The 26,156-nt window shown below is 42.0% G+C and carries 15 protein-coding genes and 1 pseudogene; 7 read left to right on the top strand and 9 right to left on the bottom strand.

Annotated elements, in window-relative coordinates:
• Positions 1-6 precede the first annotated feature (6 nt).
• Positions 7-972: a lysophospholipid acyltransferase family protein gene (locus H6G41_RS29425; protein WP_374939449.1), complete on the bottom strand. Its 966-nt coding sequence runs from the start codon at positions 970-972 to the stop codon at positions 7-9.
• Positions 973-1,083: 111 nt separating this feature from the next.
• Between H6G41_RS29425 and H6G41_RS29420 the strand changes: the two genes are divergently transcribed.
• Together H6G41_RS29420 and H6G41_RS29415 are read left to right on the top strand one after the other, a co-directional pair.
• Positions 1,084-1,932: an alpha/beta hydrolase gene (locus tag H6G41_RS29420; RefSeq protein ID WP_190751256.1), complete on the top strand. Its 849-nt coding sequence runs from the start codon at positions 1,084-1,086 to the stop codon at positions 1,930-1,932.
• 148 nt (positions 1,933-2,080) lie between these two features.
• Entirely contained in the window at positions 2,081-5,710 is a 3,630-nt protein-coding gene (locus tag H6G41_RS29415; RefSeq protein ID WP_190751254.1) for a PAS domain-containing protein, read from the top strand.
• A 57-nt stretch (positions 5,711-5,767) separates the two neighbouring features.
• Here H6G41_RS29415 and H6G41_RS29410 read toward each other — a convergent pair whose 3' ends face one another.
• From H6G41_RS29410 to mnmE, 4 genes are all read right to left on the bottom strand, one after another.
• Positions 5,768-6,097: a XisI protein gene (locus tag H6G41_RS29410; protein WP_190751252.1), complete on the bottom strand. Its 330-nt coding sequence runs from the start codon at positions 6,095-6,097 to the stop codon at positions 5,768-5,770.
• A complete protein-coding gene (locus tag H6G41_RS29405; protein WP_190751272.1) occupies positions 6,085-6,501 on the bottom strand; it encodes a XisH family protein in 417 nt (138 codons plus the stop codon). Before H6G41_RS29405 ends, H6G41_RS29410 begins: the two co-directional genes overlap by 13 nt.
• Before the next feature lie 104 nt (positions 6,502-6,605).
• Positions 6,606-7,376: an SDR family NAD(P)-dependent oxidoreductase gene (locus H6G41_RS29400; RefSeq protein ID WP_190751250.1), complete on the bottom strand. Its 771-nt coding sequence runs from the start codon at positions 7,374-7,376 to the stop codon at positions 6,606-6,608.
• Between the two features lie 211 nt (positions 7,377-7,587).
• Positions 7,588-8,982 carry a tRNA uridine-5-carboxymethylaminomethyl(34) synthesis GTPase MnmE gene (mnmE, locus tag H6G41_RS29395; RefSeq protein ID WP_190751248.1) on the bottom strand — a complete coding sequence of 465 codons (1,395 nt, stop codon included), beginning with the start codon at positions 8,980-8,982 and terminating at the stop codon, positions 7,588-7,590.
• Between the two features lie 231 nt (positions 8,983-9,213).
• Between mnmE and H6G41_RS29390 the strand changes: the two genes are divergently transcribed.
• From H6G41_RS29390 to H6G41_RS29380, 3 genes and pseudogenes are all read left to right on the top strand, one after another.
• The gene (locus tag H6G41_RS29390; RefSeq protein WP_190751246.1) at positions 9,214-9,411 is read left to right on the top strand and encodes a hypothetical protein; all 198 of its coding nucleotides are present in this window, start codon (positions 9,214-9,216) and stop codon (positions 9,409-9,411) included.
• 203 nt (positions 9,412-9,614) lie between these two features.
• A pseudogene (locus H6G41_RS29385) lies at positions 9,615-10,124 on the top strand (CHAT domain-containing protein); the annotation flags it as partial.
• Between the two features lie 70 nt (positions 10,125-10,194).
• Positions 10,195-10,698, top strand: a complete 504-nt coding sequence (locus H6G41_RS29380) for a hypothetical protein (protein ID WP_190751244.1) — start codon at positions 10,195-10,197, stop codon at positions 10,696-10,698.
• A gap of 207 nt (positions 10,699-10,905) precedes the next feature.
• Here H6G41_RS29380 and H6G41_RS29375 read toward each other — a convergent pair whose 3' ends face one another.
• Positions 10,906-11,067 (bottom strand): hypothetical protein, encoded by a 162-nt coding sequence (locus H6G41_RS29375; protein ID WP_190751242.1) that lies wholly within the window; start codon positions 11,065-11,067, stop codon positions 10,906-10,908.
• Between the two features lie 307 nt (positions 11,068-11,374).
• Between H6G41_RS29375 and H6G41_RS35450 the strand changes: the two genes are divergently transcribed.
• Both H6G41_RS35450 and H6G41_RS29310 read left to right on the top strand, forming a co-directional pair.
• Positions 11,375-19,822 carry a PAS domain S-box protein gene (locus H6G41_RS35450; RefSeq protein WP_242038102.1) on the top strand — a complete coding sequence of 2,816 codons (8,448 nt, stop codon included), beginning with the start codon at positions 11,375-11,377 and terminating at the stop codon, positions 19,820-19,822.
• A 12-nt stretch (positions 19,823-19,834) separates the two neighbouring features.
• Positions 19,835-20,917, top strand: coding sequence for a response regulator (locus H6G41_RS29310; RefSeq protein WP_190751240.1), 1,083 nt, complete (start codon positions 19,835-19,837; stop codon positions 20,915-20,917).
• A 63-nt stretch (positions 20,918-20,980) separates the two neighbouring features.
• Here the strand turns inward: H6G41_RS29310 and H6G41_RS29305 are convergent, their stop codons facing one another.
• The 3 genes from H6G41_RS29305 to nadC all read right to left on the bottom strand — a co-directional run bounded on the left by H6G41_RS29305 (position 20,981) and on the right by nadC (position 25,955).
• Positions 20,981-22,693, bottom strand: a complete 1,713-nt coding sequence (locus H6G41_RS29305; RefSeq protein ID WP_190751268.1) for a diflavin flavoprotein — start codon at positions 22,691-22,693, stop codon at positions 20,981-20,983.
• Positions 22,694-22,953: 260 nt separating this feature from the next.
• Entirely contained in the window at positions 22,954-24,672 is a 1,719-nt protein-coding gene (locus tag H6G41_RS29300; protein ID WP_190751237.1) for a diflavin flavoprotein, read from the bottom strand.
• Positions 24,673-25,085: 413 nt separating this feature from the next.
• Positions 25,086-25,955 (bottom strand): carboxylating nicotinate-nucleotide diphosphorylase, encoded by an 870-nt coding sequence (gene nadC / locus H6G41_RS29295; protein ID WP_190751236.1) that lies wholly within the window; start codon positions 25,953-25,955, stop codon positions 25,086-25,088.
• Positions 25,956-26,156: the final 201 nt, after the last annotated feature.

The raw sequence follows: 26,156 nt of genomic DNA, 5'->3' as shown, positions 1-26,156 counted from the left end.
ATTTAATTACCAAAATATATGGTTAAGTAAATGGCGAAATAACTTGATTCCAGTTGGTTCTTGGTAATCTTCAGGTAATAAAGCCAGCATTGCATTCTCTACGGCTATTACAGCTGCATCAACTTCTTGACGCTTGGGTGTGCTGCTGAGAGAAAAGTACAAAGGTTCACCAAAGCGAATCGTTAACTTTTTCCCTAAAAATAAGTCATGAGTACCAATTAATGCAATTGGGACTATGGGTACGCCAGCTTTGAGAGCATAAATTACACTTCCGCGTTTCAAGGGTACATGTAATTTACCTTCAGTATCTCCTAATCGTCCTTCGGGGAAGAGAACTAACCCATCACCACGAGTTAAGATTGTCAGCACAATGTTATCTATTTGTCGTAGTGTTTGAATATCTTTACCTGTGGGTACGTTCTCTTTAATTGCTGTGGCTAATTCTATTAAGTCTTTCCTTCCAGCTTGCGCTTCTGCAATCACAGCAGATTCTTCTTTCCAGATTCTAGCTAAGGGAATGACACCGCCTGCAAAGCTGAGAATGAGGCGTTTCCACCATTTGTTGTAGAGGGTACGGGCATCACCTAGGATGTAGTAGTAAGGGTGGGTAGGAATTTCGCTTAGTAAAACAAAGGGATCAATATGATGGAGATGGTTAACAGCTAAAATCGCTGGTTTTTGGGGTAGCCTTTCTAAATATTCTACCTGGACGCGGAAGAAAGTATGGATGAGCGATCGCAAAACGAAACGCCGCACCCCACCGCTAACTCTCGGTTCTGAATCCTCAACAGTCATGGCTGTTAATTGTTGGAGAGTTTTTGTCATAATTTCTCCCACAGCCGGATCAATAGCCGCCGCTAAACCCTCTCGCACTCGCTGAATTGCAGCTGCTGTTACAGGTGGTAAACTGTGTGATTGTGTTTGATTTTTTCTTCCTAGCAAATTTGGGTCTTCAGGGCAGTTTTTAACCACAAATTCCCGAAAATTATTTTTACTATTGATAAACAAATCATAATTATTAAAACCAAATTATTAACCAATCTCTAGTGAGAAAATTCAAAAAAATTCCTAAAAATTAACAAAATGATTTACCACAGTGAAGATACTTTTAAAGGTGTGGGAGAACTGGCTCTTTATTACCAAGCTTGGTTACCAGAAGGTAAATTAAAGGCAATATTAGTCATTGTGCATGGCTTAGGAGCGCATAGCAGTCGGTTTGGTAATATTATTGAACAACTCTTACCTCAGGAATATGCTATCTACGCTTTTGATATGCGGGGTAATGGGCGATCGCCTGGACAGCGTGGTTATATTAATAGTTGGGCGGAGTTTCGCGAAGACTTAAGAATTTTTATTGAGTTAATTCAAAATCTGCATCCAGCTTGCCCAATATTTATTATGGGTCATAGCTTAGGCGGAGTGGTGGTTTTAGATTATATTTTGCGCCATCCCCAAGCAGCTGCAACATTACAAGGTGCGATCGCTCTAGCACCAGCCATAGGTAAAGTTGGTGTATCCAAATTTCGTCTATTTTTAGGTAAGCTCCTCTCGCGAATTTGGCCGCAGTTTAGCTTAAGTACTGGTATTGATTTATCTGCTGCTTCCCGCGATCAAAAGGTGATATCTGCCTACGCTGCTGATCCACTCAGACATACTTTAGGAACTGCGAGATTAGCCACAGAATACTTTGCCACAGTTGATTGGATTTACGCCCATGCTGGAGAATGGCAATTACCGCTATTAATTCTTCATGGTGCAGCCGATACCGTAGCTTTACCAGAAGGTAGTGAAATATTTTACCAGTTAGTAACTTATCAAGATAAGCTGCGCATTGTGTATCCAGATGCTTATCATGAATTACAAAGTGATATAAATTACCCAGAAGTGATGAAAGATTTAGAAACTTGGTTAGAACAACATTATGCCTGTTAACAGTCAACCGTCAACCGTCAACCATCAACCATTAACAGCTTTGTCATCATCCTAAAAGTAGATTTTCCTCGGACTACGAGTTAGATTTCAAAACTTTATTCCTGTGATTTAATAAATTCAGCCATATAGGTATACGGGCATGACCTAAGTGAAACGCGATCGCACAGGTAAATTCATTCACAGTTGGGGATTAGAATCAAAACAGGCAGTCAACTTATCACTAACCAAGACAGCTTGGCAAAGCCTGAAGGATGAAGCAAATAAACGCGGTATTTCCCGCTCTGAGTTGGTAGAACGCTTTGCACGTAGCTTAGCAACAAGTTCTGAGGATGGCAATTTTGATGGCGGCGAGCCTCCAGCTTCAGTATTACTGCCTAGTCAAAGCAGCAAAATTAATGACAACCAAGAATTAGCAGCAAAACCAGAAACTCAGCGGCAATGGTTAGAAGCTGTATTAAATTTGCTACCTATTCCCCTGGTATTTATTGATCCGGATACTGCTTGCTTTACTTTTGCGAATCAAGCAGCCAAAGACATGGCAGGAGGTGAAATTTATCGCGATCGCCCGGCGGGAATCTACGACACAGATTTTTACTGCACTGATGCTACAGGTAAAGCAATTCCCCCAGAACAACTACCCGCCATGAGAGTGGCGCGAGGTGAAAAAATTCAAGGTGCAGAGTTGAACTGGCACACACCTCAGGGTATTTACCCGTTGTTAGTTCATGCTGATACTTTACCTGCAATGTACGATCGCCCTGCAACCTGTGTCATGGTGTTTCAAGATATTCGCGATCGCAAGCAAACAGAGTTACGATTGCAAGAAAATCAGCGGTTCATCCAACGAGTTGCCGATGCTACCCCTGGGTTATTGTACATCTATGACCTGATTGAGCAGCGGAATGTCTATGTTAATCGGCAAATCGCAGACATCTTAGGTTACACGCCCGCCCAAGTGCAAGACATGGGTAACCAGTTATCGACTCTGCTGATACATCCAGATGATCTTGTCACCCTATCCGCACACTTAGAACGTTTTGCACAAGCCGAAGATGGGGAAATTATTGAGCGAGTGTACCGAATGCGCCACAATAATGGAGAATGGCGCTGGTTGTGGAGCCGGGATTTAATTTTTACTCGCAAAGACAATGGTTCACCACAGCAAATAATTGGGATTGCCCATGATATTACTGAACGTCAGCAAGCCGAAGCAGCTTTACGCTTGAGTCAGGAACGCTATCGTTCTTTAGCAGAATCTCTACCCCAGCTTGTCTGTATGTCTGATGCTGATGGCATCACAAATTACTGCAATCAAAGTTGGATAGATTACACTGGACTGACGCCAGAAATAGCTAGAGCTAGTGGATGGCGAACAGTTTTGCATCCTGACGATCTTCCCTTAGCCCAAAATAAATGGACAGAGGCTTTAGAAACAGGTAATAGCTATACCATTGAGTTTCGCCTCAAAAGATTTGATGGTGTTTATCGCTGGCATTTAACTAGAATTGTGCCCATCAAAGCGGAAAATGGTAGTATCCTGAGTTGGTTAGCCACAGCTACAGATATTGATAACCAGAAACGCAGCGAGCAACGAGAGCGGTTTTTAGCCCAAGCTTCACAAACTTTTGCCGCAGCTAGGTTAAATTTATCAACGATTTTAGACACGATCACTCAACTTATTGGTGAGTTGACTAGTGATGCTTGCGTTTTGAGTTTGTTATCGGCAGATCAGCAGTGGCTAGATACGGTGTCTTACTACCATATCAATCCAGAAATCAAAGAATTAATAGGCAAACTTCTAGAAAAACCCCGTTCTGCTCGTGATGGCATCACTGGACAAGTGATACAAACAGGTGAGACAGTTTTTTTGCCAGTGGTATCACCAGAACAACTGCGTCATGACATTAACCCAGAATATTTGCCTTATTTAGAGCGGTTCGGCGTTTATAGTTTGTTGATCATACCGTTGAAAGTGCAAGACCAAATTATTGGCGCACTCAGCATTTCCCGGGAACGTCCGGGAAATCCCTACAGTCATGATTATCCCAGGTTATTAAAAGATATAGCCGACCGAGCCGCAATGGCGATCGCTAATGCACGTTTGTATGAACAAGCACAACAAATAGCCGATCGCACTGCGCGTTTGCAATCAGTTACCGCCGCTCTTTCCGAATCCCTCACACCAAATCAAGTAGCGGAAGTAATTGTTGAACAGAGTAGATCCGTGCTTCATGCGGCTGCGGCGCTTGTCGCCATTGTCTGTGAAAACCGCAGCGAATTAGAAATCATCCACGCTGTTGGGTTTGAAACAGAGATTATCAATAGATGGCGGAAAATTGCGATCGCCACATCCAGCCCCCTACCAGACGCTATACGCACCGGAAAACCTGTCTGGGAAGAATCAAACCAGCAGCGCATGGCTCGTTATCCCCACCTAGCAGATACCTATGCTAAGTATGATTATGCTGCTTGGATTTCCTTACCTTTAATGGTTGAAGGTCGAGCAGTAGGCGGAATTACCCTAGGATTTAAGGAATTTTCCGCCCTCAATTTCGATGAACGAGCGTTTATTTTAGCTATATGTCAGCAAGCAGCCGGTGCGATCGCTCGTGCCCAACTTTATGAAGCAGAAAAACGCGCTAGAGCCGCCGCAGAAGTCGCCAACCGCACAAAAGACGAATTTCTTGCTGTTCTTTCTCATGAACTGCGCACACCCTTAAATCCAATTTTGGGCTGGACGAAATTACTCCGTCAAGGCAATCTAGATGGGAACAAAAAAGCGATCGCCTTGGAAACTATTGAGCGCAATGCTCATTTACAAGTACAGTTGATTGAAGATTTACTCAATATTTCGCGAATATTACAAGGTAAACTCAGTTTAAATTCGGTTCCTGTTAACTTAAAAGCAACTATTACCGCCGCCATTGAAACAATTAGTTTAGCAGCGGAAGCTAAAGGCATTGAAATTCTGGTTAACTTTACATCTAATGTCGGTCATGTTTTAGGTGACGCGGCAAGGTTACAACAAGTAATGTGGAATTTACTCTCCAATGCCGTGAAATTTACCCCTAGTGGCGGTCAAATCAATATTAAATTAGAGACAACTGGCACAGCAGCGCAAATTCAAGTCACAGATACCGGCAGAGGTATCAACCCAGAATTTTTACCCTACGTCTTCGATTCCTTCCGCCAAGCTGATAGCAGTATTACCAGAACCTTTGGCGGTTTGGGTTTAGGGTTAGCAATTGTACGACACATTGTAGAATTGCATGGGGGAACTGTGAAAGCCCAAAGTCCAGGGGAAGGACAGGGAGCCACCTTCACAGTCAGACTACCACTACTATTAACATCAACTTCCACAACAGAGGTGGAAGCATCAACAACAGAGATGGGAACTTTGCAGGGAATTCAGATACTAGCGGTAGATGATGAAGCAGACAATCTCGAATTAGTCACCTTCATTCTGGAAGAAGCGGGTGCTACTGCGATCGCTGTCTCTTCAGCCAAAGAGGTGTTAGAGGTACTCAATCAAAAAGTACCTGATATTTTATTGGCTGACATTGGTATGCCAGAAATGGACGGTTATACATTACTCCAGAAGATTAGAGCTTTACCGCCACAACAAGGAGGACAATTAAAAGCGATCGCCTTAACTGCCTATGCAGGCGAAATTAATCAACGCCAAGCCTTGGAAGCTGGATTTCAGATGTATCTCTCCAAGCCAGTCGATCCAGACGAATTATTAGTTGCGATCGCCCAAGTTTTGCAAAGCGATTAAAAAATGCAGATGGCAGATGGCAGAAGGAATGTTTTCTTTTGCCTGTGTCTTGATCGATCAGCCAGTGGCAAACTCAGTAAACTTCCGTTTATAAGGCGCATGAAAACCTAAAACAATATCTTGTTTTGGCACTCCCGCCGCAACTAACTCATTAGCCACCCCTACCTCAGTTCCATCGCGTTGAATCCAAATTTTGTCATCCTTAATATCAACATGAATGATACAACCGTAAACTCGCTTTAATCCTTCCCATCCCAAATGCAGAACTTGATAATGATCGCGTTCTAAATCAAAAATTAGCTGTACTTCTGTAACATCATTGGCATTGTGGCTTGAATGACCTTTGAGAATTTTCTGCACTAATTCACGATAGTCTATTCCTTCCATAGCAAAACCTCTTCTGTAATAGGTTCAAAAATGAGAAGCTTCAGTCTATGTTCAGCAATAATCTCTTGAATAAAAGCACGAATAAAAAAATCTCGATAAATATCCTCAGCAATTGCTAAATATAAAAGTCTCTTTGGGTCTTTTTTGCGTAATACTGAGCGATATGTTAGCGTCTGACCAAGAGCCACATAAAAATCACTAATTTCTGATGTACCTAGGAATGATTTAATCTCAACAGCGATTTTTTGCCCAGCTTTTTGAGCACCGATAAGTCGCTCGGCTCCTAAGTCTATATAAAACTCTATTTCATCCACTTTAACTGATAAAGGGTCATCAGTAATTATCCAATTATCTTTCTCTAATGCTGAACGAACAGCATGATGGAAAATATCTCTAGCTGACATAGTTTGATTATAAATATACTTTTTGGTAAGTTGTTTGGCAGCAGCTATTAAAGCTGTGACCAAGTCAGCATATTTCGCACAGTACAAAAATACTATAATTTATCCTACCAAGGCAAGCGGCTACCATCCCATGAAAAAAATTGTCCGCTATCGCCGTCTTGAAGTTGTTCAATGACATTTAGCAATTGGGTAACAGTGCGTTCTACAGAAAATAACTTTTCCGAGGGAACATTTCCTTGAAATGGGCGCGAAAGGCGCGTATCAGTTGTTCCTGGATGTAATGTCACCACCAAAGTTTTTGGACAACTTCTACCATATTCAATTGCGGCTGTACGCATGAACATATTTAATGCAGCTTTAGAAGCACGATAACCATACCAACCGCCTAGTTGGTTATCACCTATACTGCCAATTTTCGCAGAAATACTGGCAAAAATGCTGCGTTCTTGATGCTTAAATAAAGGTAATAAATGTTTGGCTAACAATACAGAGGCAATACTGTTAATTTGAAAGTAGCGCAGTAAGTTTTCGGAATTTATTTGTCTTAAACTTTTCTCTGGTTGTAGATTTCCCTCATGTAATAAACCAACACAATTAACTACCAAATGCAGCTTGTTAACTTGGGTACGGATTTGTTGAATGGCTGCTACAGTTTGTGATTCTTCAGTAATATCTACTGACAAACAAATTAATTTATCAGGATTGTCATCAGCTAGATTAATTAACTCATTCGCTGATTCTACTTGGCGATAAGTTGCATAAATTCGGCTAATTCTCTCATCTTGGAGTAATTTTTTCACAAAACCTAAACCAATACCTTGGCTAGCTCCAACAATTAATGCATTTACTGGCTCAATGTCATCAATAAAAGACATAAAACTTTTCTCAATTTAAACTTAAAATTAGGCAAAAATCATACCGATTAATTTAATTATCATCACATATATAGCCGTAGCCAGATAGATTAAATCCTGAAAATAAAAACCTTTCGAGTCAGTCAACAGTCAACAGTCAACAGCTATACATGGTCTTTCAGAGTAAGTAAACTCCACCCCTAGGAATTTATCTGTCTCATTCTTTTACCACCTACTTACCAATACAAAATTTACTAAAAATCCGATCGAGTACTGATTCTGTGACTTCCTCGCCAGTAATTTCTCCTAATGCGTGAATTGCATCTCGTAAGTCAATTGTCCAAAAATCTAAGGGTAATTGTTGGACAATAGTATGCTGCACTTGTTCTAAAGAGATTTTAGCTTTTGTTAAAGCTGCTGCTTGTCTTTGATTAATTGCTAAATCCATATCAGCAGCTTGAACTTTACCAGCTTGAACTAACTCTAAAATAGCCGTTTCTAAATCTTCAATTCCTTGATTTTGGGCTGCTGCTGTAAAAATTTGCCATTGAAAATTGGGAATTTTGGATAAGAGAATATTTTTGATATCTGCTGAGACTAAATCAATTTTATTAATTACAAGAATTAATGGACGATGTTGTACTTGCTCGTAAATTTCTCCATCCCCTGCCGTCCACCCTGCTGATGCATCAATGGTCAATAGTACTAAATCCGCTGCACTAGCTGCACGGCGCGATCGCTCAACGCCAATTTTTTCCACCTGGTCTGTAGTCTCCCGAATCCCCGCCGTATCCAGGACTTGCACGGGAATACCACCCACTACTAACTGGGATTCCACAACATCGCGGGTAGTTCCAGGTAAATCGGTGACAATGGCGCGATCGCTCCGGCTCCAAGCATTCAGCAAGCTCGATTTGCCTACATTTGGTCTTCCCACAATTGCCACTTTTAAACCAGTGCGCAGCAATTCACCTTTGTCTTTGGTTGCTAATAAATTAGTAATTTCTGCGGCGATGCGATCAATTTCTGATATGATGGCTTTACGATCCAGCGGAGGTAAGTCTTCCTCAAAATCAATCCGCGCTTCGATTTCTGCCAAAATATCCAAACAGTTAGCGCGTAACTGACGGATCGGATGAGCTAATTTACCTTGTAATCCAGCCAAAGCACTTTGCGCAGCTTGAGGCGATCGCGCCCCAACCAAATCGGCAATTCCTTCAGCTTGTGTCAAATCCAAACGCCCATTTAAAAAGGCACGCAGCGTAAATTCTCCCGGTTGCGCGAGCCTAGCCCCATTTTCCAAACATAGCTGTAAGACTTGCTGCACCGCCATAATTCCCCCGTGACAATGAAATTCCACCACATCCTCACGGGTATAAGAACGGGGTGCTTGCATAATCAACAATAAAGCCTCATCCACCAGTGTTTGCGTTTTCGGATGGCGAATGTAGCCGTAAAGAATGCGGTGACTTTCCCAAACTTGACGCCCAGGAGCATGAAACAGAATTTGGGCGATCGCGATCGCTTGGGAACCAGACACCCGCACAATACCCACGCTACCTTGTTGGGGGACAACAGCAGTTGCGATCGCGGCAATGGTTCCAGTAGTGGCAAATATTTCCGACATGAGCGCCCTTTACAGCAAATATAATACGAGCCTAACAGTTACTGTATACCCCGATCCCAAAGTAGCTTCCCAGACTGGAAACTCTATTTTGTCTCCTACTACAGACAGAAGTCTGGGGATCGAGGCCTTCTATACTAAATAATGGTGAGTATTTAAACTAATAGGAGAGCAATTAGCAAGGTAAGATTTACCTGAAGAGTAGATAAACGCTCTGATAGAGAGGGGTTCACTGTGGAGCAAAAAATTAACTGCGCTGTAGATTGCGTAAACGGTTGTGTTTTAGGGGATAAATGTCCCAACCTTGAATTTCGAGAAGCCGCAGCACAATTTATTGAAGATACTTCATTAGATAAAATGCTGGAAATGGCAGAAGAACGACTACGGCGAAAAATTATGGAACCGCCAAAATGGGTTTTGCCTGAAGATTAGTAGTTTTCTGCTCGATTATTGCTGTTTAACTGCTGAGTAATCGCCTGAACTGGATGTTTGTGTTGTGTGTGGACAGCTGATTGTGTTCGTTCAATTAGCTGTCCTTTCATATTGTTTTTTCCCATTGCTAAGTATAGTCGTAGCCATATAGATTAGGACATCAAGCTAAAATATAATCCTGACAATAAAAGCCTTCAATTAACATTGCAAATTTATTAAAGACGCAAGCAATTACAGGTAAACAAGCCACAGAGACAGCAATGGTAAAGAAAATGAACAAAGCCAAAATCATTCACTTTGCTACTCACGGCTTACTCGATGATTTTAAAGGCTTGGGCGTACCAGGAGCCATCGCTCTGGCTCCTAGCGGAAAAGATGACGGTTTATTAACCTCCGGGGAAATTATTGACATGAAACTTAACGCCGATTTAGTTGTACTCAGTGCTTGTAACACCGGAGGTGGTAATATTACAAGCGATGGCGTCATTGGTTGATCGCGCTCCTTAATTACCGCTGGAGTTAAGAGTGTGATTGTTTCTCTTTGGGCTGTACCAGATGAGTCTACCGCATTTTTAATGAGTGAATTTTATCGCCATTTCCAACATAATTCTGATAAAGCAGCAGCCCTAAGACAAGCAATGTTGGCTACCAGACAAAAGTACAAAAATCCTGTAGATTGGGCTGTATTTACGCTTATTGTTGAAGCCAATTGAAGTATCTAGTTGAAGTTTTTTGATAATTTAAAGCACAATTTTCACAACTATTAAATACCAGCAAAATCCCATGAAACGCCTGTTAAAATTAGCAACTTCTGTAATTATAGGGGTTGCTATCTCTATGCAGACTGTATCCGCTCAAATTAATAATAAACCTCCAGCAGACCCCCGTATTAAAGAGACACTCGATAAACTGGGTGTAAAATACGAAATAATTCCCAATGGAGATTTTAAATTATTAGTAGAAACAGAAAATAAAAGAGCGCAAGTAGTCTTTGTCGAATCGAAGACCGAAAAATTAGGAAACTTAGAAATCCGCTATATTTCATCTATTGGTTACGTATCCCCCGGAGCATTTTCGGCGGATATTGCCAATAAGTTATTACAAAATAGCAGTCTAAATAAAGTAGCAGCTTGGCAAGTATTTACTAAAGATAAAACTCACATAGCTGTATTAATCGGAAAAATTGCAGCTAATAGCGATGCGGAAACTATCAAAAATATCATTGTAGCTGTAGGATATGGAGCAGATAATATAGAAAAAGAATTAAGCAACAAAGATGAGCTTTGAAAGTTAATAGGCATTGGGCATGGGGAATTGAAAGATCGTAAATATTTTTCCTCTGTTTACTCTAGCTTGAAAAGTTTGAGCCGAGAAAACCTCCGCTCAAACTTTTCGCTGTGTCCTCTGCGGTTTAGTTAGCTATTGATGCTATAGTGGTGCGTTGCGCTGTGCGACAACACACCCTACATTTTAATTATTTTTAATTTTTTAAAATTATTTAGTAGTTCTCAATGCTTGCGATAGCGGTAGAGGGAGAATTACAGGCGATCGCGTAATTGGCTTATCCAGTTCTTTAATCTCTGCCGATATACCTAAACAATCAAGACTATTTTTAAGACAGCAACACACTTTCCTACCTACTTTCGCTTTTAGCACTTTTTCAAGCTAGCCCCTCATGGGAAAATCCCACAACCAAACTTGAAAATCTCGCTTTCCCATGCCCAATGCCCAATGCTCAATGCCTATTTTCAAGTTAGTTCAGGAAAATTATCACAAAATTGACTTTACTAATGTTAAGTTAGCAAGTAGCTTATACTACAAAAATTGGCTAAACTACTTACTTACAAATTTTGATTCTCTATTTTCGTGCTGAATTCCAGGAGTAACTATCAAGTTACTAAGATGATGATTATCGCAGTAAAATTTTGGTTAACGACGCGATCGCGTTTGGATTTTTGAATTTATGAGCCATATTTCCTGCCTCACCGTCCTGTTAATAGATGATTGCACCGTAGATCGGATGAAATTGCGGCGTCTGTTAAAGGAGGACAGCAGATATACCTACCGAATTCTGGAATTTAGTTGTGCTAGGGAAGCAAAACAATGGTGTCAGCAGGAAACACCAGATGTGATCTTGCTGGACTTTTCCCTACCCGATGACAATGGGTTAGAGTTGCTTCAGGAATTGCGAGTTACCCTGAATAATACTCAATCTGCTGTAATTATGTTGACAGGGCAGGGAGATGAGGTGATCGCTGTTCAAGCGATGAAAAACGGCGCTCAAGACTATATAGTTAAAGATAAGCTGACACCTGAAGTTCTTAACAGTGCCATTCATTACGGATTTGAAAGATTACAGCTTGCTCGACAGTTAGAACAAAGCCGAGAACAACAACAATTAATTGCCGCGATCGCTTTACGCATTCGTCAGTCTCTGAACTTAGAAGAAATTCTCCGCGTTACAGCACAAGAAGTACGCCAGTTTCTGGGAGCCGATAGGGTAATAGTGTATGAATTTCAACCGGATATGAGCGGTACAATAGTTGCCGAGTCGGTGGTTCCGGGATGGACGGTAACTTTAGGTAAGCAAATTCAAGACACCTGGTTTCCACAGCAACAAGTAGCCAGCGCCTACCAGCAAGGAAAAAAACTCGCAATTGACGATATTTATCAAGCAGGTTTAACAAATTGTCATTTGCAACTCCTGGAACAGTTTGAAGTCAAAGCCAATTTGGTAGTCCCGATTGTAGTAGCTGATCGCTTATGGGGCTTATTAGTGGCTCATCAATGTTCCGCATCTCGTCAGTGGCAAACAGTAGAGTTAGATTTATTAGAGCAACTGGCGGTACAAATAGCGATCGCGATTCAGCAAGCAAGCGCCTATGAGCAGTTACAAGCCCAATTGCAAGAACGCCAACGCACAGAAGCAGCATTGCGAGTTAGCGAAGCTAAACTCAAGCTTACCCTGAATTTAACCCACATTGGTTATTGGGAATGGAACCCAAGCTGCAATGAAATATTTCTGAGTGAGAATACAATCAGCTATTTTGACTATACCAGAAGTGACTTCAAGCTCACATTTGAGCAGCACTTGAGCCTAATTTATCCAGACGATCGGCAATTGGTAGCGCGAGAATTTAGTCAAGCGATCGCCACCCAAACTGATTATGCAGTGGAATACCGCGTCATGTGGCAAGATGGCAGTATTCATTGGCTAGGGGAAAAAGGTAAGGGAGTTTACGACGAATCTGGACAACTACTGCGAATGCTCGGCGTGTTGATGGATATTAGCGAGCGTAAACAAGCCGAAGAAAATTTGCGCGCTAGTGAAGAACGTTTCCGTAACACCTTTGAGCAAGCAGCTGTGGGGATGAGCCATGTATCCCTTGCAGGGAAATTTATCCGCGTTAATCAGCGCTTTTGTGAAATTATCGGTTATCAGGCGGCGGAACTGGAGAATTTAACCTTTCAAGAAATTACCCATCCGCAAGATTTGTCTGTGGATTTAGCGCAAACCGAGAAGTTGTTAGCTGGGGAAATTGCTACTTTCTCCTTGGAGAAACGTTATATCCACAAAGATAATTCCCCTATCTGGATTAACTTAACAGTTTCTCTAGTACGCGATCGCTTAGGCAAACCCGACTATTTCATTTCTGTAGTTGAAGATATCACCCAACGGCGGCAAACCGAAGCAGCTTTGCGCCAAAACGAGGAGCGTTTGCATCTAGCTTTAGAATCTGCTGGTATGGGTAATTGGGACTGGAATATTTTAACCGGAGAAGTTCACTGGTCTGCTAACCTAGAAAGAATTTTTGGACTAACTCCCGGTAGCTTCAATGGTAAGTATGAAACCGTTGTCGCCATGATTTACCCAGGCGATCGCTATATGGTATTACAAGCGATTAATCGGGCTGTTTATGAAAAACAAGACTACCACATCGAATTTCGCTTTGTGAAACTCGATGGCAGTTTGCGTTGGGCACTTAGTAAAGGTAAAGTCTTTTACAATGAACATGGTAATCCTACCCGGATGATGGGTATTGATTTAGATATTACCGAACGCAAACAAACAGAAGCTTACCTAGGAGAAAGTGAAGAGCGATTTCGCAACATCGCAGACACTGCACCCGTGCTGATCTGGATTTCTGGACTGAACGCACTCTGTCACTATTTCAATAAAACCTGGCTCAACTTTACAGGACGCACTCTCGAACAAGAGCTAGGTGATGGTTGGTTACAAGGGGTACATCCTGATGATTTTCAACATTGTTTAAATACCTATATTGATGCTTTTAAGGCACGGCAAAATTTCCGAATGGAATATCGCCTGCGACGGTATGATGGTGAATATCGCTGGATTTTAGATACAGGAGTTGCCAGATTTACCCATGATGGTGAATTTTTAGGCTATATGGGTTCATGTATCGATATTACCGAGCGTATCCTAGCAGAACAAGCATTACAACAGCTCAACCACGAACTGGAAGCCAGAGTAGAACAACGCACCGCTGCTTTAAAAGAGAGTGAAGAACGTTGGCATTTAGCAGTCCGGGGGAGTAATGATGGCATTTGGGATTGGAATATTAAAACCAATGAAATCTTTCTTTCCGCTCGTTGGCAAGAAATGCGCGGCTTTGCCGAACATGAGATTCACTACAACATAGAGCAATGGTTAAATCAAATTCATCCCGAAGATCGCGATCGCGTATTAACAGCACTGAGCGATCATCTAGAACATAAATCACCTTTATTTTGCGAAGAATACCGATTTAAATGTAAAGACGGGTCTTATATCTGGGTACTGGATCGGGGACAAGCATTGTGGGATGAAACCGGGAAAGCAATTCGCCTTGCAGGTTCAGGAACAGATATCACCGAACGCAAAGTAGCCGAAGCCCAACTTTTGAGCATCACTAGACTGCAACAAGCTATTTTGGCATGTAGCGATTATGGCATCATTACTTTAAACTTAGAAGGAATTATCCAAACTTTCAATCCGGCTGCCCAAAAGATGTTGGGCTATACAGCAGATGAGGTTGTTGGTCGGTTAACGCCGATGGTATTTCACGACCCGCAAGAACTCCAACAGCGAGCCGCCGCAGTTTCATGGCAACTAGGTAGAGAAATTCCACCCAATTTAGAATTGTTGACAGCAATTAGCCAACAGCAACAAAACTATGAACAGGAGTGGACTTATATTCACAAGGATGGCTCCCGCTTACCTGTGCTGTTGTCAATTACCGATTTGCGTGATGCTAATGGGCAAATCATGGGATTGCTAGGTATTGCCAAAGACATTACCCAGCAAAAACAAATGGCAGCGAAATTACGCCAAAATACCGCTCACCTCAATCTTGCTCAACGAATTGCCCATTTAGGTAGCTGGGAATTTGATTTTACCTCCCAAAACATTACCTGGTCAGAAGAAGTATTTCGCATTTTTAGACGCGATCCGGCCTCTGGCGCACCTAGCTACGAAGAGTTGCGCGAGTTAATCCATCCAGAAGATCGCCCAGTTCACGATCTATTAGTACAGCAAACCTTCAAATACGGACTGTCTTATAAAGACGAATATCGTGCATATCGTACAGATGGGGCGATAATTCATTTATTATCGCGGGGAGAAGTGATATTTGATGAGAATGGCAGACCCAGCCGTTTAATCGGTACTGTAATGGATATTACCGAACGCAAACAAGCGGAAATTGCCCTGCGCGTCAGCCAAGAAAGATTACAGTTAGCCTTGGAAGGGTCTGGTGATGGTTTGTGGGACTGGAATCTCTCCACAGGAGAAGTATATTTAAGTCCTAATTGGGTAAACATGTTGGGCTATGAAGAAAACGAGCTAGATAATGATGTAAGTACTTGGGAGTCATTAATTCATCCAGAAGACAAACCCTGGGTAATGGATCTGCTCAACGCTCATCTACAAAATATCAATGCACCTTATGCTTTTGACTATCGCTTGCTGACAAAATCCGGTGAATGGAAATGGATTGCTAATTATGGTAAGGTTGTGGCTCGCGATCGCAATAATGCTCCAGTACGGATGGTAGGCACTCATAAAGATATTAGCGATCGCAAACACATTGAAGAACAGTTACACAGTCTCTCTAACCGCTTAACCTTAGCACTCCAATCAGGTGCGATCGCTACTTGGGATTGGGATCTGATCCATGACCGCCTCTACTGGGATGAGCGGATGTATGAATTATATGGAATGCAAACATCTCAGCTTCCAGTCAAATATCACCATTGGGTAAATGCAGTCCATCTAGAAGATATAGCTCAAGCCGAAGCTAGCGTTCAAGCTGCTTTGCGGGGAGAAAAGGAATTTGCCACAGAATTTCGCGTAATTCATCCCGATAGCACCATCCACTTTATTAAAGCTGCGGCTATAGTTCAAAGAGACGAGCGGGGCAACCCCACAAGAATGGTGGGTATTAATTACGATATTACCGAGCGCAAACAAATAGAACAAGCCCTGCGAGAAAGCGAACGCCGCTATGCAACTTTAGCCGAAGCTTCACCAGTAGCTATTTTCCGCTTTGATGTTAATGGTAACTGTATCTACGTCAACGATCGCTGGAGCGAAATGACAGGAAGACCAATCGAAGCTGCAATGGGTATGGGATGGTTGAATGCCTTACACCCAGACGATCGCGAGCAAATTATTCATGAAGGTAAAAAAGCAGTTGCCGAAAAGCGTGGGAAAAATAGTGAGGGTAGACACCTACACCCCGATGGCACTATTACTTGGTTTTACAGCCAAATGTTGCCAGAAATAGATGTCAATGGCAACCTCATTGGTTACATCGGTACTTTAACAGATATTACCAGTCGCAAACAAATTGAACAAGCTTTGCAAGAAAGCGAACGCCGCTATGCCACTTTAGCCGAAGCTTCACCAGTAGCTATCTTCCGCTTTGATACTTATGGTAACTGTGTTTATGTTAACGATCGCTGGAGCGAAATGACAGGAAGACCAATCGAAGCTGCAATAGGTATGGGATGGCTAGATACCTTGCACCCAGACGATTGCGATCGCCTAGTCAAAGATTGGTCTTATGCCTGCGAACACAAAGTAATTTACCAGAATGAAGGCAGATGTTTGCGCCCAGATGGTAGCATTATCTGGTTTTACATCCAATCTTTACCAGAAACTGACCCCAACAACCAGACTATTGGCTATATTGGCACGCTGACAGATATTACCAGTCGCAAACTAATCGAAGAAGAACTGGTGCGGCAAAAGGAATTGCAGGAAGTAATTTTTAACGAATCCACCGATGCTTTATTTCTTGTCGATCCGCAAACACTACTAACCTTGGATTGTAATCTGCGGGCGTTAGAGATGTATGAGGTGGCTGAAAAATCTGAATTAATCGGTATCGAAGGACGAACGCTCCAACGTCATCCATTCACCGTGGCAGAGTTGGATGATATTGTCGTCCAAATGCAGTTAAAAGGTTTCTGGAGTCGAGAAATTGAATATGTGACTCGTAAAGGCAAATTTTTCTGGGGAAATATTGCCGCCAAGCAAATTACTGTAGCCGGACGTAACCTCAACTTAGTGCGAGTTACAGATATTAGCGATCGCAAAGAATCGGAACAGGTGCTAGCAATATATACCCGCGAGCTAGCAGATCTCTACAACAATGCTCCTTGTGGCTACCATTCGCTAGATGCTGATGGTCGCTTTGTTAATATCAATCATACAGAATTGCAATGGTTGGGCTACACATATCAAGAAATAATTGGTAAAGAATTTACTGATTTTATTACAGAAACCAGTCGTTCAGTTTTTCGACAGCAATTTCCTAAGTTTAAACAGCGCGGCTGGGTGAAAGATTTAGAGTTTGAGATGGTTTGTCAAGATGGCACGATTTTACCAGTGCTATTAAATGCCACTGCTGTCAAAAGCGAAGATGGTACCTACCTATTTAGCCGTTCTAGCATCTTTGATATACGCGATCGCAAACAGGCTGAACAAGCGATTATGCAATATGCCCGGGAGGTCGAAGATTTATATAACAATGCTCCTTGTGGCTACCATTCTCTTGATAGCGAAGGCTGTTTTATTAAAGTCAACGAAACTGAACTGCAATGGTTAGGCTATAAACGTGAGGAAATTCTAGGGCAACCTTTAGTCAATTTTTTGACAGAAAGTAGCCGTTTAGCCTTTGTGCAAAACTATCCCCTCTTCAAAGAAAGAGGCTGGGTGAAAGATTTAGAATACGACATGATTTGTCAAGACGGCAGCATTTTACCAGTCACAATCAATGCTACTGCCGTCAAGGATGCAGATGGCAACTATTTATACAACCGAGCCACCTTATTTGATATTAGCGATGCCCGTCGGCAAGCTGCGCAACGCAAACAAGCCCAAAAAGAACTCGAAGAATCGCGGTCAATGTTGCGTTTGATACTCGATACAATTCCCCAACGTGTTTTTTGGAAAGACAGAAATTCGCGGTTTCTCGGTTGTAATCCTGGATTTGCCAACGATTATCAACTGAAGCCTGGGGAGATTATCGGAAAAACTGATGCGGAGTTACCTTGGGCACAGTGGGCGCACCTCTACCGTGCAGATGATTTAACAGTTATAGAAAGCAGAACTGCCAAGCTAGGCTATGAAGAACCAACAAACAATGTCAATGGTGAGCAAATATGGTTGCGGACTAGCAAAGTTCCTTTAACTAATAGTGCAGGTGAAATTATAGGTATTCTCGGTTCCTATGAAGATATCACCGATCGCAAACAAGCAGAAGAACAATTACGACGGACAAATGAGCAACTAGCCCGCGCCACTCGCCTCAAAGATGAGTTCCTGGCTAACATGAGCCACGAACTGCGGACGCCGCTGAATGCAATTTTGGGCATGTCGGAAGGCTTTCAAGAAGGTGTTTTTGGTGCAATCAATCAACGCCAAGCCAAAGCGATCGCCACTATTGAGCGTAGCGGTAAACATCTGCTAGAACTAATTAATGACATTTTAGATTTATCCAAAATTGAATCTGGCAAAATGGAGCTGCAATTGAGTGAAGTCTCAGTTAGCAGTCTCTGTGATGCCAGTATGGCTTTTATTAAACAGATGGCGTTGAAGAAAAACATTAGTTTAAATACGAGTATTGCCAACAACATTGCCTCAATTCAGGTAGACGATCGCCGCTTACGTCAGGTGCTGATCAACTTGCTCAGCAACGCCGTTAAATTCACTCCAGATGGGGGTTCAGTAACTTTAGAAGTGAAGTTAGAAACTCTAGGGGAAGAAATAGTAAACCCACTATTTTACAACGCTTCCTGGAAATCGTCACTACCTGAACCCAAATCAAAAGCAGATCCTAATATTTGTTTCCGGATTATTGATACTGGTATTGGGATTGCTCCAGAAAATATCAGCAAGCTATTTCAACCTTTTGTTCAGCTTGATAGCAGCCTGAACCGTCAATATTCTGGTACAGGATTAGGTTTAGCACTAGTAGAGCGGATTGCAACATTGCATGGGGGAACAGTTTCCGTAGATAGTGAAGTTGGCAAGGGAAGCTGTTTTAACATCTGCATTCCCTATAAACCAGGGATAATGTCTCCCATTGCCCAGATTATCGCCCCATTGCCGAGCTGTCGTTTAGCTGTGGCTAATTCTCCAGTGTTAATTATCGAAGATTCAGTGCCCGCAGCTGAACAAATTACTCGCTACCTCACAGAAATGGAGATGCAACCCATTGTCTATGCCCAAGGCGAAGGAGTAATCGATGAAGTGTTGCGAGTTCAGCCTGTTATGATATTTTTAGATATTCAATTGCCAAACATATCGGGTTGGGACGTACTCAATCAGCTTAAAGCCAACCCCAAAACTAAAGATATTCCTGTCATCATTATCTCCGTAGTGGACGAGCGTACCAAAGGAATGGTGAATGGGGCTTGTGAATATTTAGTGAAGCCTGTTACTCGTGCTCAGTTTCAGTCAACCATAGAAAAAGTGCAACATCTGATTCTTCCTAACCTATCTGCGGGGATGAAAGAAAATTTAACAGATGCGACTACTCCTTTAATTTTGCTAGCAGAAGACAATCAGGCAAACATTGATACAATGTCTGGCTACCTTGAAAGCCGAGGCTACCGTCTATTGTTAGCAAAAAATGGTCAACAAGCCATTGATTTTGCCCAATCTCAACGACCCAACTTAATTGTGATGGACATTCAAATGCCTGTGATGGACGGACTGGAAGCGATGCGACGTATTCGAGAACAACCCGAATTGCTGCATGTGCCAATTATTGCCTTGACAGCTCTTGCAATGTCAGGCGATCGCGAACTTTGTTTAGCTGCGGGAGCTAACGAATATTTAACCAAACCCGTAAAACTGAAACAATTAGCGATCGCCATTCAACAATTATTAGCAAAGTAGAGATAATTCTTCATGCAAAATCAACCCTCTATTTTGGTCATTGATGATGAACCGGATAACTTTGATGTTGTTGAGACATTGCTAGATGGAGAAAACTATTGTCTCTACTATGCTCCTAGTGGTAGACAAGCTCTGGAGCGTTTAAGTAGCTTTCAACCTGATGTGATTTTACTCGATATTATGATGCCCGATCTCGATGGCATGGAAGTATGTCGGCGGATTAAAGCCGATCCTCAATGGCGGGTAGTTCCGATTATTGTAGTGACTGCATTAACCACTAAAGAAGATTTAGCTCAATGTTTAGCTACAGGAGCAGACGACTTTATCAGTAAGCCAGTTAACGGTGTGGAATTAAGAGCTAGAGTTAATTCCATGTTGCGGATTAAACAGCAATACGACAACCTGCAAGCCTTGCTGAAACTGCGAGAAGATATGGTAAACATGATTGTCCATGATTTACGCAATCCTCTGGCTAGTATCGTGCTGTCAGCCGAGATTCTCCAACTGACAGGACTAACAGCAGACAAACAACAACGCAAGCTGGAGCAAATTGGCATCGCTGTGCAACAACTCCAATCTTTAATTGATAACTTATTATTGATGGCCAAGTTAGAATCTGACAAAATGATTCTCAACTATACAGAAGTAGATTTGGGTCAAATTTGTTTATCAGCCGTCACAGATCTGGAGGCGATCGCTACTCAAAGACATCTCACTTTGGTAAGTGAATTACCGGAAATTAGCCGCATAATTAAAGTTGACTCTGCCATCTTCCGGCGCGTATTAGATAATTTGCTTTCCAATGCCATTAAATTTTCTCCATCCCATTCACAAATTATTCTCAAAGCCGAGTATTTAGAGCCAGGAATTATTAAAGTTCAAGTGATAGATTACGGACGAGGAGTGCCTATTGAACTTCGTCAACGCATTTTTGAAAAGTATGAAGTTGGCAGTTTAATGCAAGAAGTTTCGCAAATTGGTTTAGGATTAGCTTTCTGTAAAATGGCAATTGAAGCTCATCACGGTACTATTACTGTGGAAGAAAATCATCCCCAAGGTAGTATTTTTACAGTTTTATTCAACAATTTATTTTAAACTCATAAATTAATTATTTATAGTCGGGTGCGCTGTCGCGCAACGCACCATCAACGATCCTAATTAATAATGAGAACCAGTTTTGCGATGGTTAACAGCAGTCAATGCATGAGGCTTGAGTAATTTACCGTTATCTACGGTTGCATAAACTACCCAATGATCGCCACATTCTAAACGCTGACTAACTGAACATTCCAAATAGGCGATCGCATCTGTCAACACAACACAACCATTATCCGCAATCGCCGTACTAAAGTTAGCAAATCTATCTTCCCCAGGCGCAAACGATTTGCGGAAATGTTTCATGTACTCCAAATGATTACCTTCTTCTAAAACATTGAGAGTAAATTTCCCACCAGGATACATCAAAGATTCAATCGCTCTTTCTTTAGCGATCGCCACCGTAATTCCCGGTGGATTAAATGTTGCTTGAGATACCCAAGCCCCTAACATACCTGTAGAAACTTCTCCTTGCTTCGCCGCAATCACGCAAACAGAACCAACGATTCGCCCTACAGCTTGTTCTAAAGGAGTCGCAGCTTGTTGGGGTACGCGGACTTTTTTCGCCTTTTTGATAGTTTGGGCAAAATCTGTACCGAGTTCTTCACAGTATTTGAGAGTCACATCATCTGGTTTAAACTTCACCTTGAGGGTATCAAAACCAAATTTATAGCCAGCATCTTGCAGTTTACCTTCAATTAAATCAAAGGCTTCACCGCTCCAACCATAGGAACCAAATACACCCGCCAGTTTATTGTTATCGCCAACGCTGAGAACAATACCTAAAGCGGTATGAATAGGGGTAGGTGCATGACCCCCAATTGTTGGAGAACCAATAATAAATGCATCGCACTCTTGTAAAGTGGTACGAATTTCATCAGGGTCAGCAAATTCGCAGTTAATTGATTTAACCGCCACTCCGCCTTTAGTTAATCCCAGTGCGATCGCCTGTGCTAAAGTTGCCGTATTGCCATAAGCAGAAGCATACAGTAGCGCTACAGAGATTTCTCTAGTTCTTTGGGCGTGGCTCCATTCGCCATAGGATTTGGTCAGTTCAATTAAGCTGGTACGCACCAAAGGCCCGTGACCAACCCCATACATTCTTACCTGCAAATCAGAGATTTTCTCTAAAGCTGCTTCTACATGCAAAGCATTGGGAGCCATCAAACAGTTGTAATAATAACGCTGGTCTTCCTTGAAGCTTTCCCAATTATCATCAAACACCTCATCTCCACAGATATGAGAGCCAAATAGCTTATCTGTATAGAGAATTTGTGTTTGTTGGTCGTAGGTACAAAGCGCTTCCGGCCAGCGCGGACTCGGAGTCGGGAAGAATTTTAAAACATGACCCTTACCTAAATCTAAAGTCTCTTTCCCCCGCATCACCAAAATATTTAAAGTGTCATCAGGGAAAGCAGCGCGCAAATTAGCAGCACCCGGAAGCGAACAGACAAAAGTAATCTGCGGTGCTAACTCCAACAGAGCTTTATAAGTTACCACTCTGTTAGGATTAAAATGACCCAAAATTACATAATCTAACTTTGTTAAATTCAATGTCTGCTGTAATGCAGGCAAATAAATTTCGGTAAAAGTTTCTCCAGGTGGGTCAATAATTGCAGTTTTATCGCCTTCAATTAAATAGCAATTGGAAGTAGTTCCCCTTTCCAGTGCATATTCAATTTCAAACCGCAAACGTGACCAACTACGCGCTCTAAGAACCTGAGTATTTGTCGCAATCGGCAAAACTTGTACGTCACGGGGTTTGGAATTGCTCATAGATTTCCGGTGATTTTTATCAAAAACTTGGAAAAACCAGGTACTATTTACCCAGTTTTTAGCTAATTCAAAAACGTGAATGAAGGGATTGGCAAATCTCATTTGCTTAATGAAATCCTTCTCTTCTTTGCGCTCTCTGCGTACTCTGCGGTTCAATAAATCTAACCACAGAGGACACAGCGCGAAGAGGTAATAGAGAAATTTATTGGTAATAATTTCTCTGCACCTTGAAAGAGCAGATATTACTGCTCTACTCAGCTTTAGTAGTAGTTACCCACTTTGCGATGACGAACAGCAGTCAATCCATCAGATTTAGATACACGACCTTCTTGGACAGTGCAATATAAAATCCAGTGGTCGCTACATTCAATGCTGCTTTGTACCTCACATTCCATATACGCCAACGCATCTGTCAGAATTGGGGAACCATTCTTCGCTGTTTGCGTTTTCACACCAGCAAATCTGTCAGCACCAGGAGGTAAGCGCTTGAGGAATTGCTTCTTCAATTCCTGATAATTCCCTTCTTCTAAAACATTCAGCACAAAGCGATCGCCTACTTGCATCAAGGAATCAATCGCGCGATCTTTCGCGACAGCAATGGTAAATCCTAAAGGTTGCAAACTTGCTTGACTCACCCAAGAAGCTAGCATCGCACCGCTAACATTACCTTTTTTGGTAGTGACAATATATAGTCCACTACTAATTCGTCCCAACGCTTTTTCCATATTTACGTCGAGGGACTTAATTTGCTTAATATTGCGATCGCGCATTAGCACCTGTCCCAAATCCGTACCAGCTTCTGCACATAGCTGATATGTAGAGGCGCTAGGAGTTTCCTTAATCCGAATCGCTGGGAAAGCTTCCTTCACTCCCAAATCGATAAATTTGCGCCGCAGTGTATCAATGGGTTCATCATCCCCACCGTAACACTCAAATAATCCCACCAGTTGCTTATTATTAGCCACAGCCAACAACGAACTAATTCCAGCTTGAGCAGCAGCATTAGTAGTTGGTGGCATACCAATAATAATACCTGCCGCCCGTCCTGCAAGTTCCTGAATTTCTTGGGCTTCCGCAGAACTGAGATCGATCATTTCGATTCCCACCCCAGTTTTTTGGATTCCCTCACCAATCACTTGAATCAGCTTATCGCCATAGCCATATTCAGAGACATAAAACAAGCCAACAGTGGTTTCTGCTTTTGCTTGTCTTTGGCTCCAACTTTGGTAACACTCGGTCAAAACATCCAAATGATGATAAAGTAAAGGACCGTGACCGTTGGCAATAATTTTAATGTTCCCTAAATCCTTCATCCGCTTCATTGCATTCAGCAACGAACGGGCATTCGGCCCCATCAAGCAATCATAATAAAATCTAAAGTCAGCTTCGATCGCTTCTAAATCTTCATCAAAAGTCCGATCGTCACAGAAATGCATCCCGAAAGCATCGCAGGTGTAGATAACTTCGGTTTTGCGGTCATAGCTAAAGATAGTATCAGGCCAGTGCAGATTTGGCGCACTCACGAATTCGATTTCATGTCCTTTACCAATATTTATGCGATCGCCACTTTTGACAATCCGCTTAGAAAAAGGATCGTGTACCAAACCTTCTAAAAACTGCAATGCAATTTTCGATGCTAAAACAGTCGCTCTCGGAGCCAATTGCAGCACATCTTCCACCAAACCGCTATGATCTGGTTCTGTGTGACTGACAATAATGTAATCAATAGTCTTAGGGTTTACCAGACTTTTGAGCGTCTCTAAATACAGTTCCCGAAACTTCTGGTGAGAAGTATCAATTAAAACTGTTTGCTCACCCCTAATTAGATAGGAATTGTAAGTCGTTCCATTTTGGAGTCCGAATTCGATATCGAAGCGATCGCGATCCCAATCAAGAGAGCGAATCGCCGTTGTGTTAGGGGCAATTTCTACAGTTTGTATAGTTAGCCGATGCTGAACGTTCTCTGCGATCGCTACCATTATTCGTCTCCGAGCGCAAAACAACAGTATTTTTGTCTGCCTCCATTGTCCCTAGAAGTGTGTTTTTAAGTTGTAATCAAGATTAGTTTTGCTAAAAATCACCTTGTAGCAATTGATGCTCTTTTTTAGCATATTTTTTAACTCCAAAAATATACTAAAAATCTCCTATTTTTTTCGGGTATCCAATATTAAATATTGATATTTATTGACTTAATTTAAAATCCCAAATTTATCATACATATCATTTGCAAAATTCAAATCATTTCGTAACAAAAAGCATAAATTATCAAGCAGCTGTATAAATTATTGATTACTAGTAAGTGTCATTACTTGATACTTGTAGTAGATATTATTGCTGGGGATAATATTTTTATTCCACATGAACTTACCCTCGTAAATTAGCAAAGGTATTGTTATTTAAGTGGAATTTTCATACTCAAATCCAACCACTTAGACTGTGTAATCGGTGCGCTACTAGAAATATAGTCTACACCCGTTTGCGCCACAGCCCGAATCGTTGCCAAAGTCACATTACCCGAGGCTTCAATTTTAATGTGGCTATATTCTTGGCGAATCAACTGCACCGCAACAGACATCATATCTAAAGACATATTATCCAACATAATAATGTCAGCTTTAAACTCTAGCGCTTCCTTCACCTGCTCTAAAGTTTCCGTCTCTACCTCTATTGTGAGCGGATAAGGTATCTGCGAACGGATGCGCGTAATTGCTTCGCCAATTCCCCCAGCCGCCGCAATGTGATTATCTTTAATCATCACTGCATCATCCAGCCCCATACGATGATTAATTGCACCTCCCACAGCCGTTGCGTATTTTTCCAACAACCTCAGCCCTGGTATAGTTTTGCGCGTATCCACCAACTGCGCAGGTAAATCCGCAATTTGCTTTACATATTTATTCGTGAGAGTTGCAATTCCACTCAACCGCATAGCTAAATTCAGCGCCACCCTTTCCCCCATCAACAGCGCATCCAACGAACCATGAATTTCCGCCACTACTTGTCCAGGTTCACACCATGCGCCTTCATCTGTCATCGGTGCAAAGCTAACTTTTTCATTCAAAAGCTGAAATACCCTTGCTGCAACAGGTAACCCAGCAATAATTCCTGGAGCTTTCGCTATCCATTTAGCTGTTCCTGGTGTCAAATCCTTAGCTAGTAGGCTGTTCGTTGTGCGATCGCCTCGACCAATATCCTCCAACAACCAGCTATTTAATAGTGGATCTAACACCAGCCAAGGTGGCAATACACCAAACTTGCTCACAAATTTATTGCTTCCTTCTCAACATCCAGGAATACTATAACTTAAAACCCTTGCTGTACATAGATTACAACCACCGACAAAACAATCTCAATTTTTTCTCAAAAAATAGTTGACAAACGAAAGTAGGCTCGATATATTGGATAAGTGCCTGAGAGCGGAGCGAAAAAAGCAACGCTGAAAGGACGCCGAACCTTGAAAATA

The organism is Tolypothrix sp. FACHB-123 (genome assembly GCF_014697075.1).
GTDB lineage: Bacteria > Cyanobacteriota > Cyanobacteriia > Cyanobacteriales > Nostocaceae > Aulosira.
The sequence above is the reverse complement of the archived record's forward strand: the minus strand, read 5'-3'. Positions and strand labels throughout refer to the sequence as shown.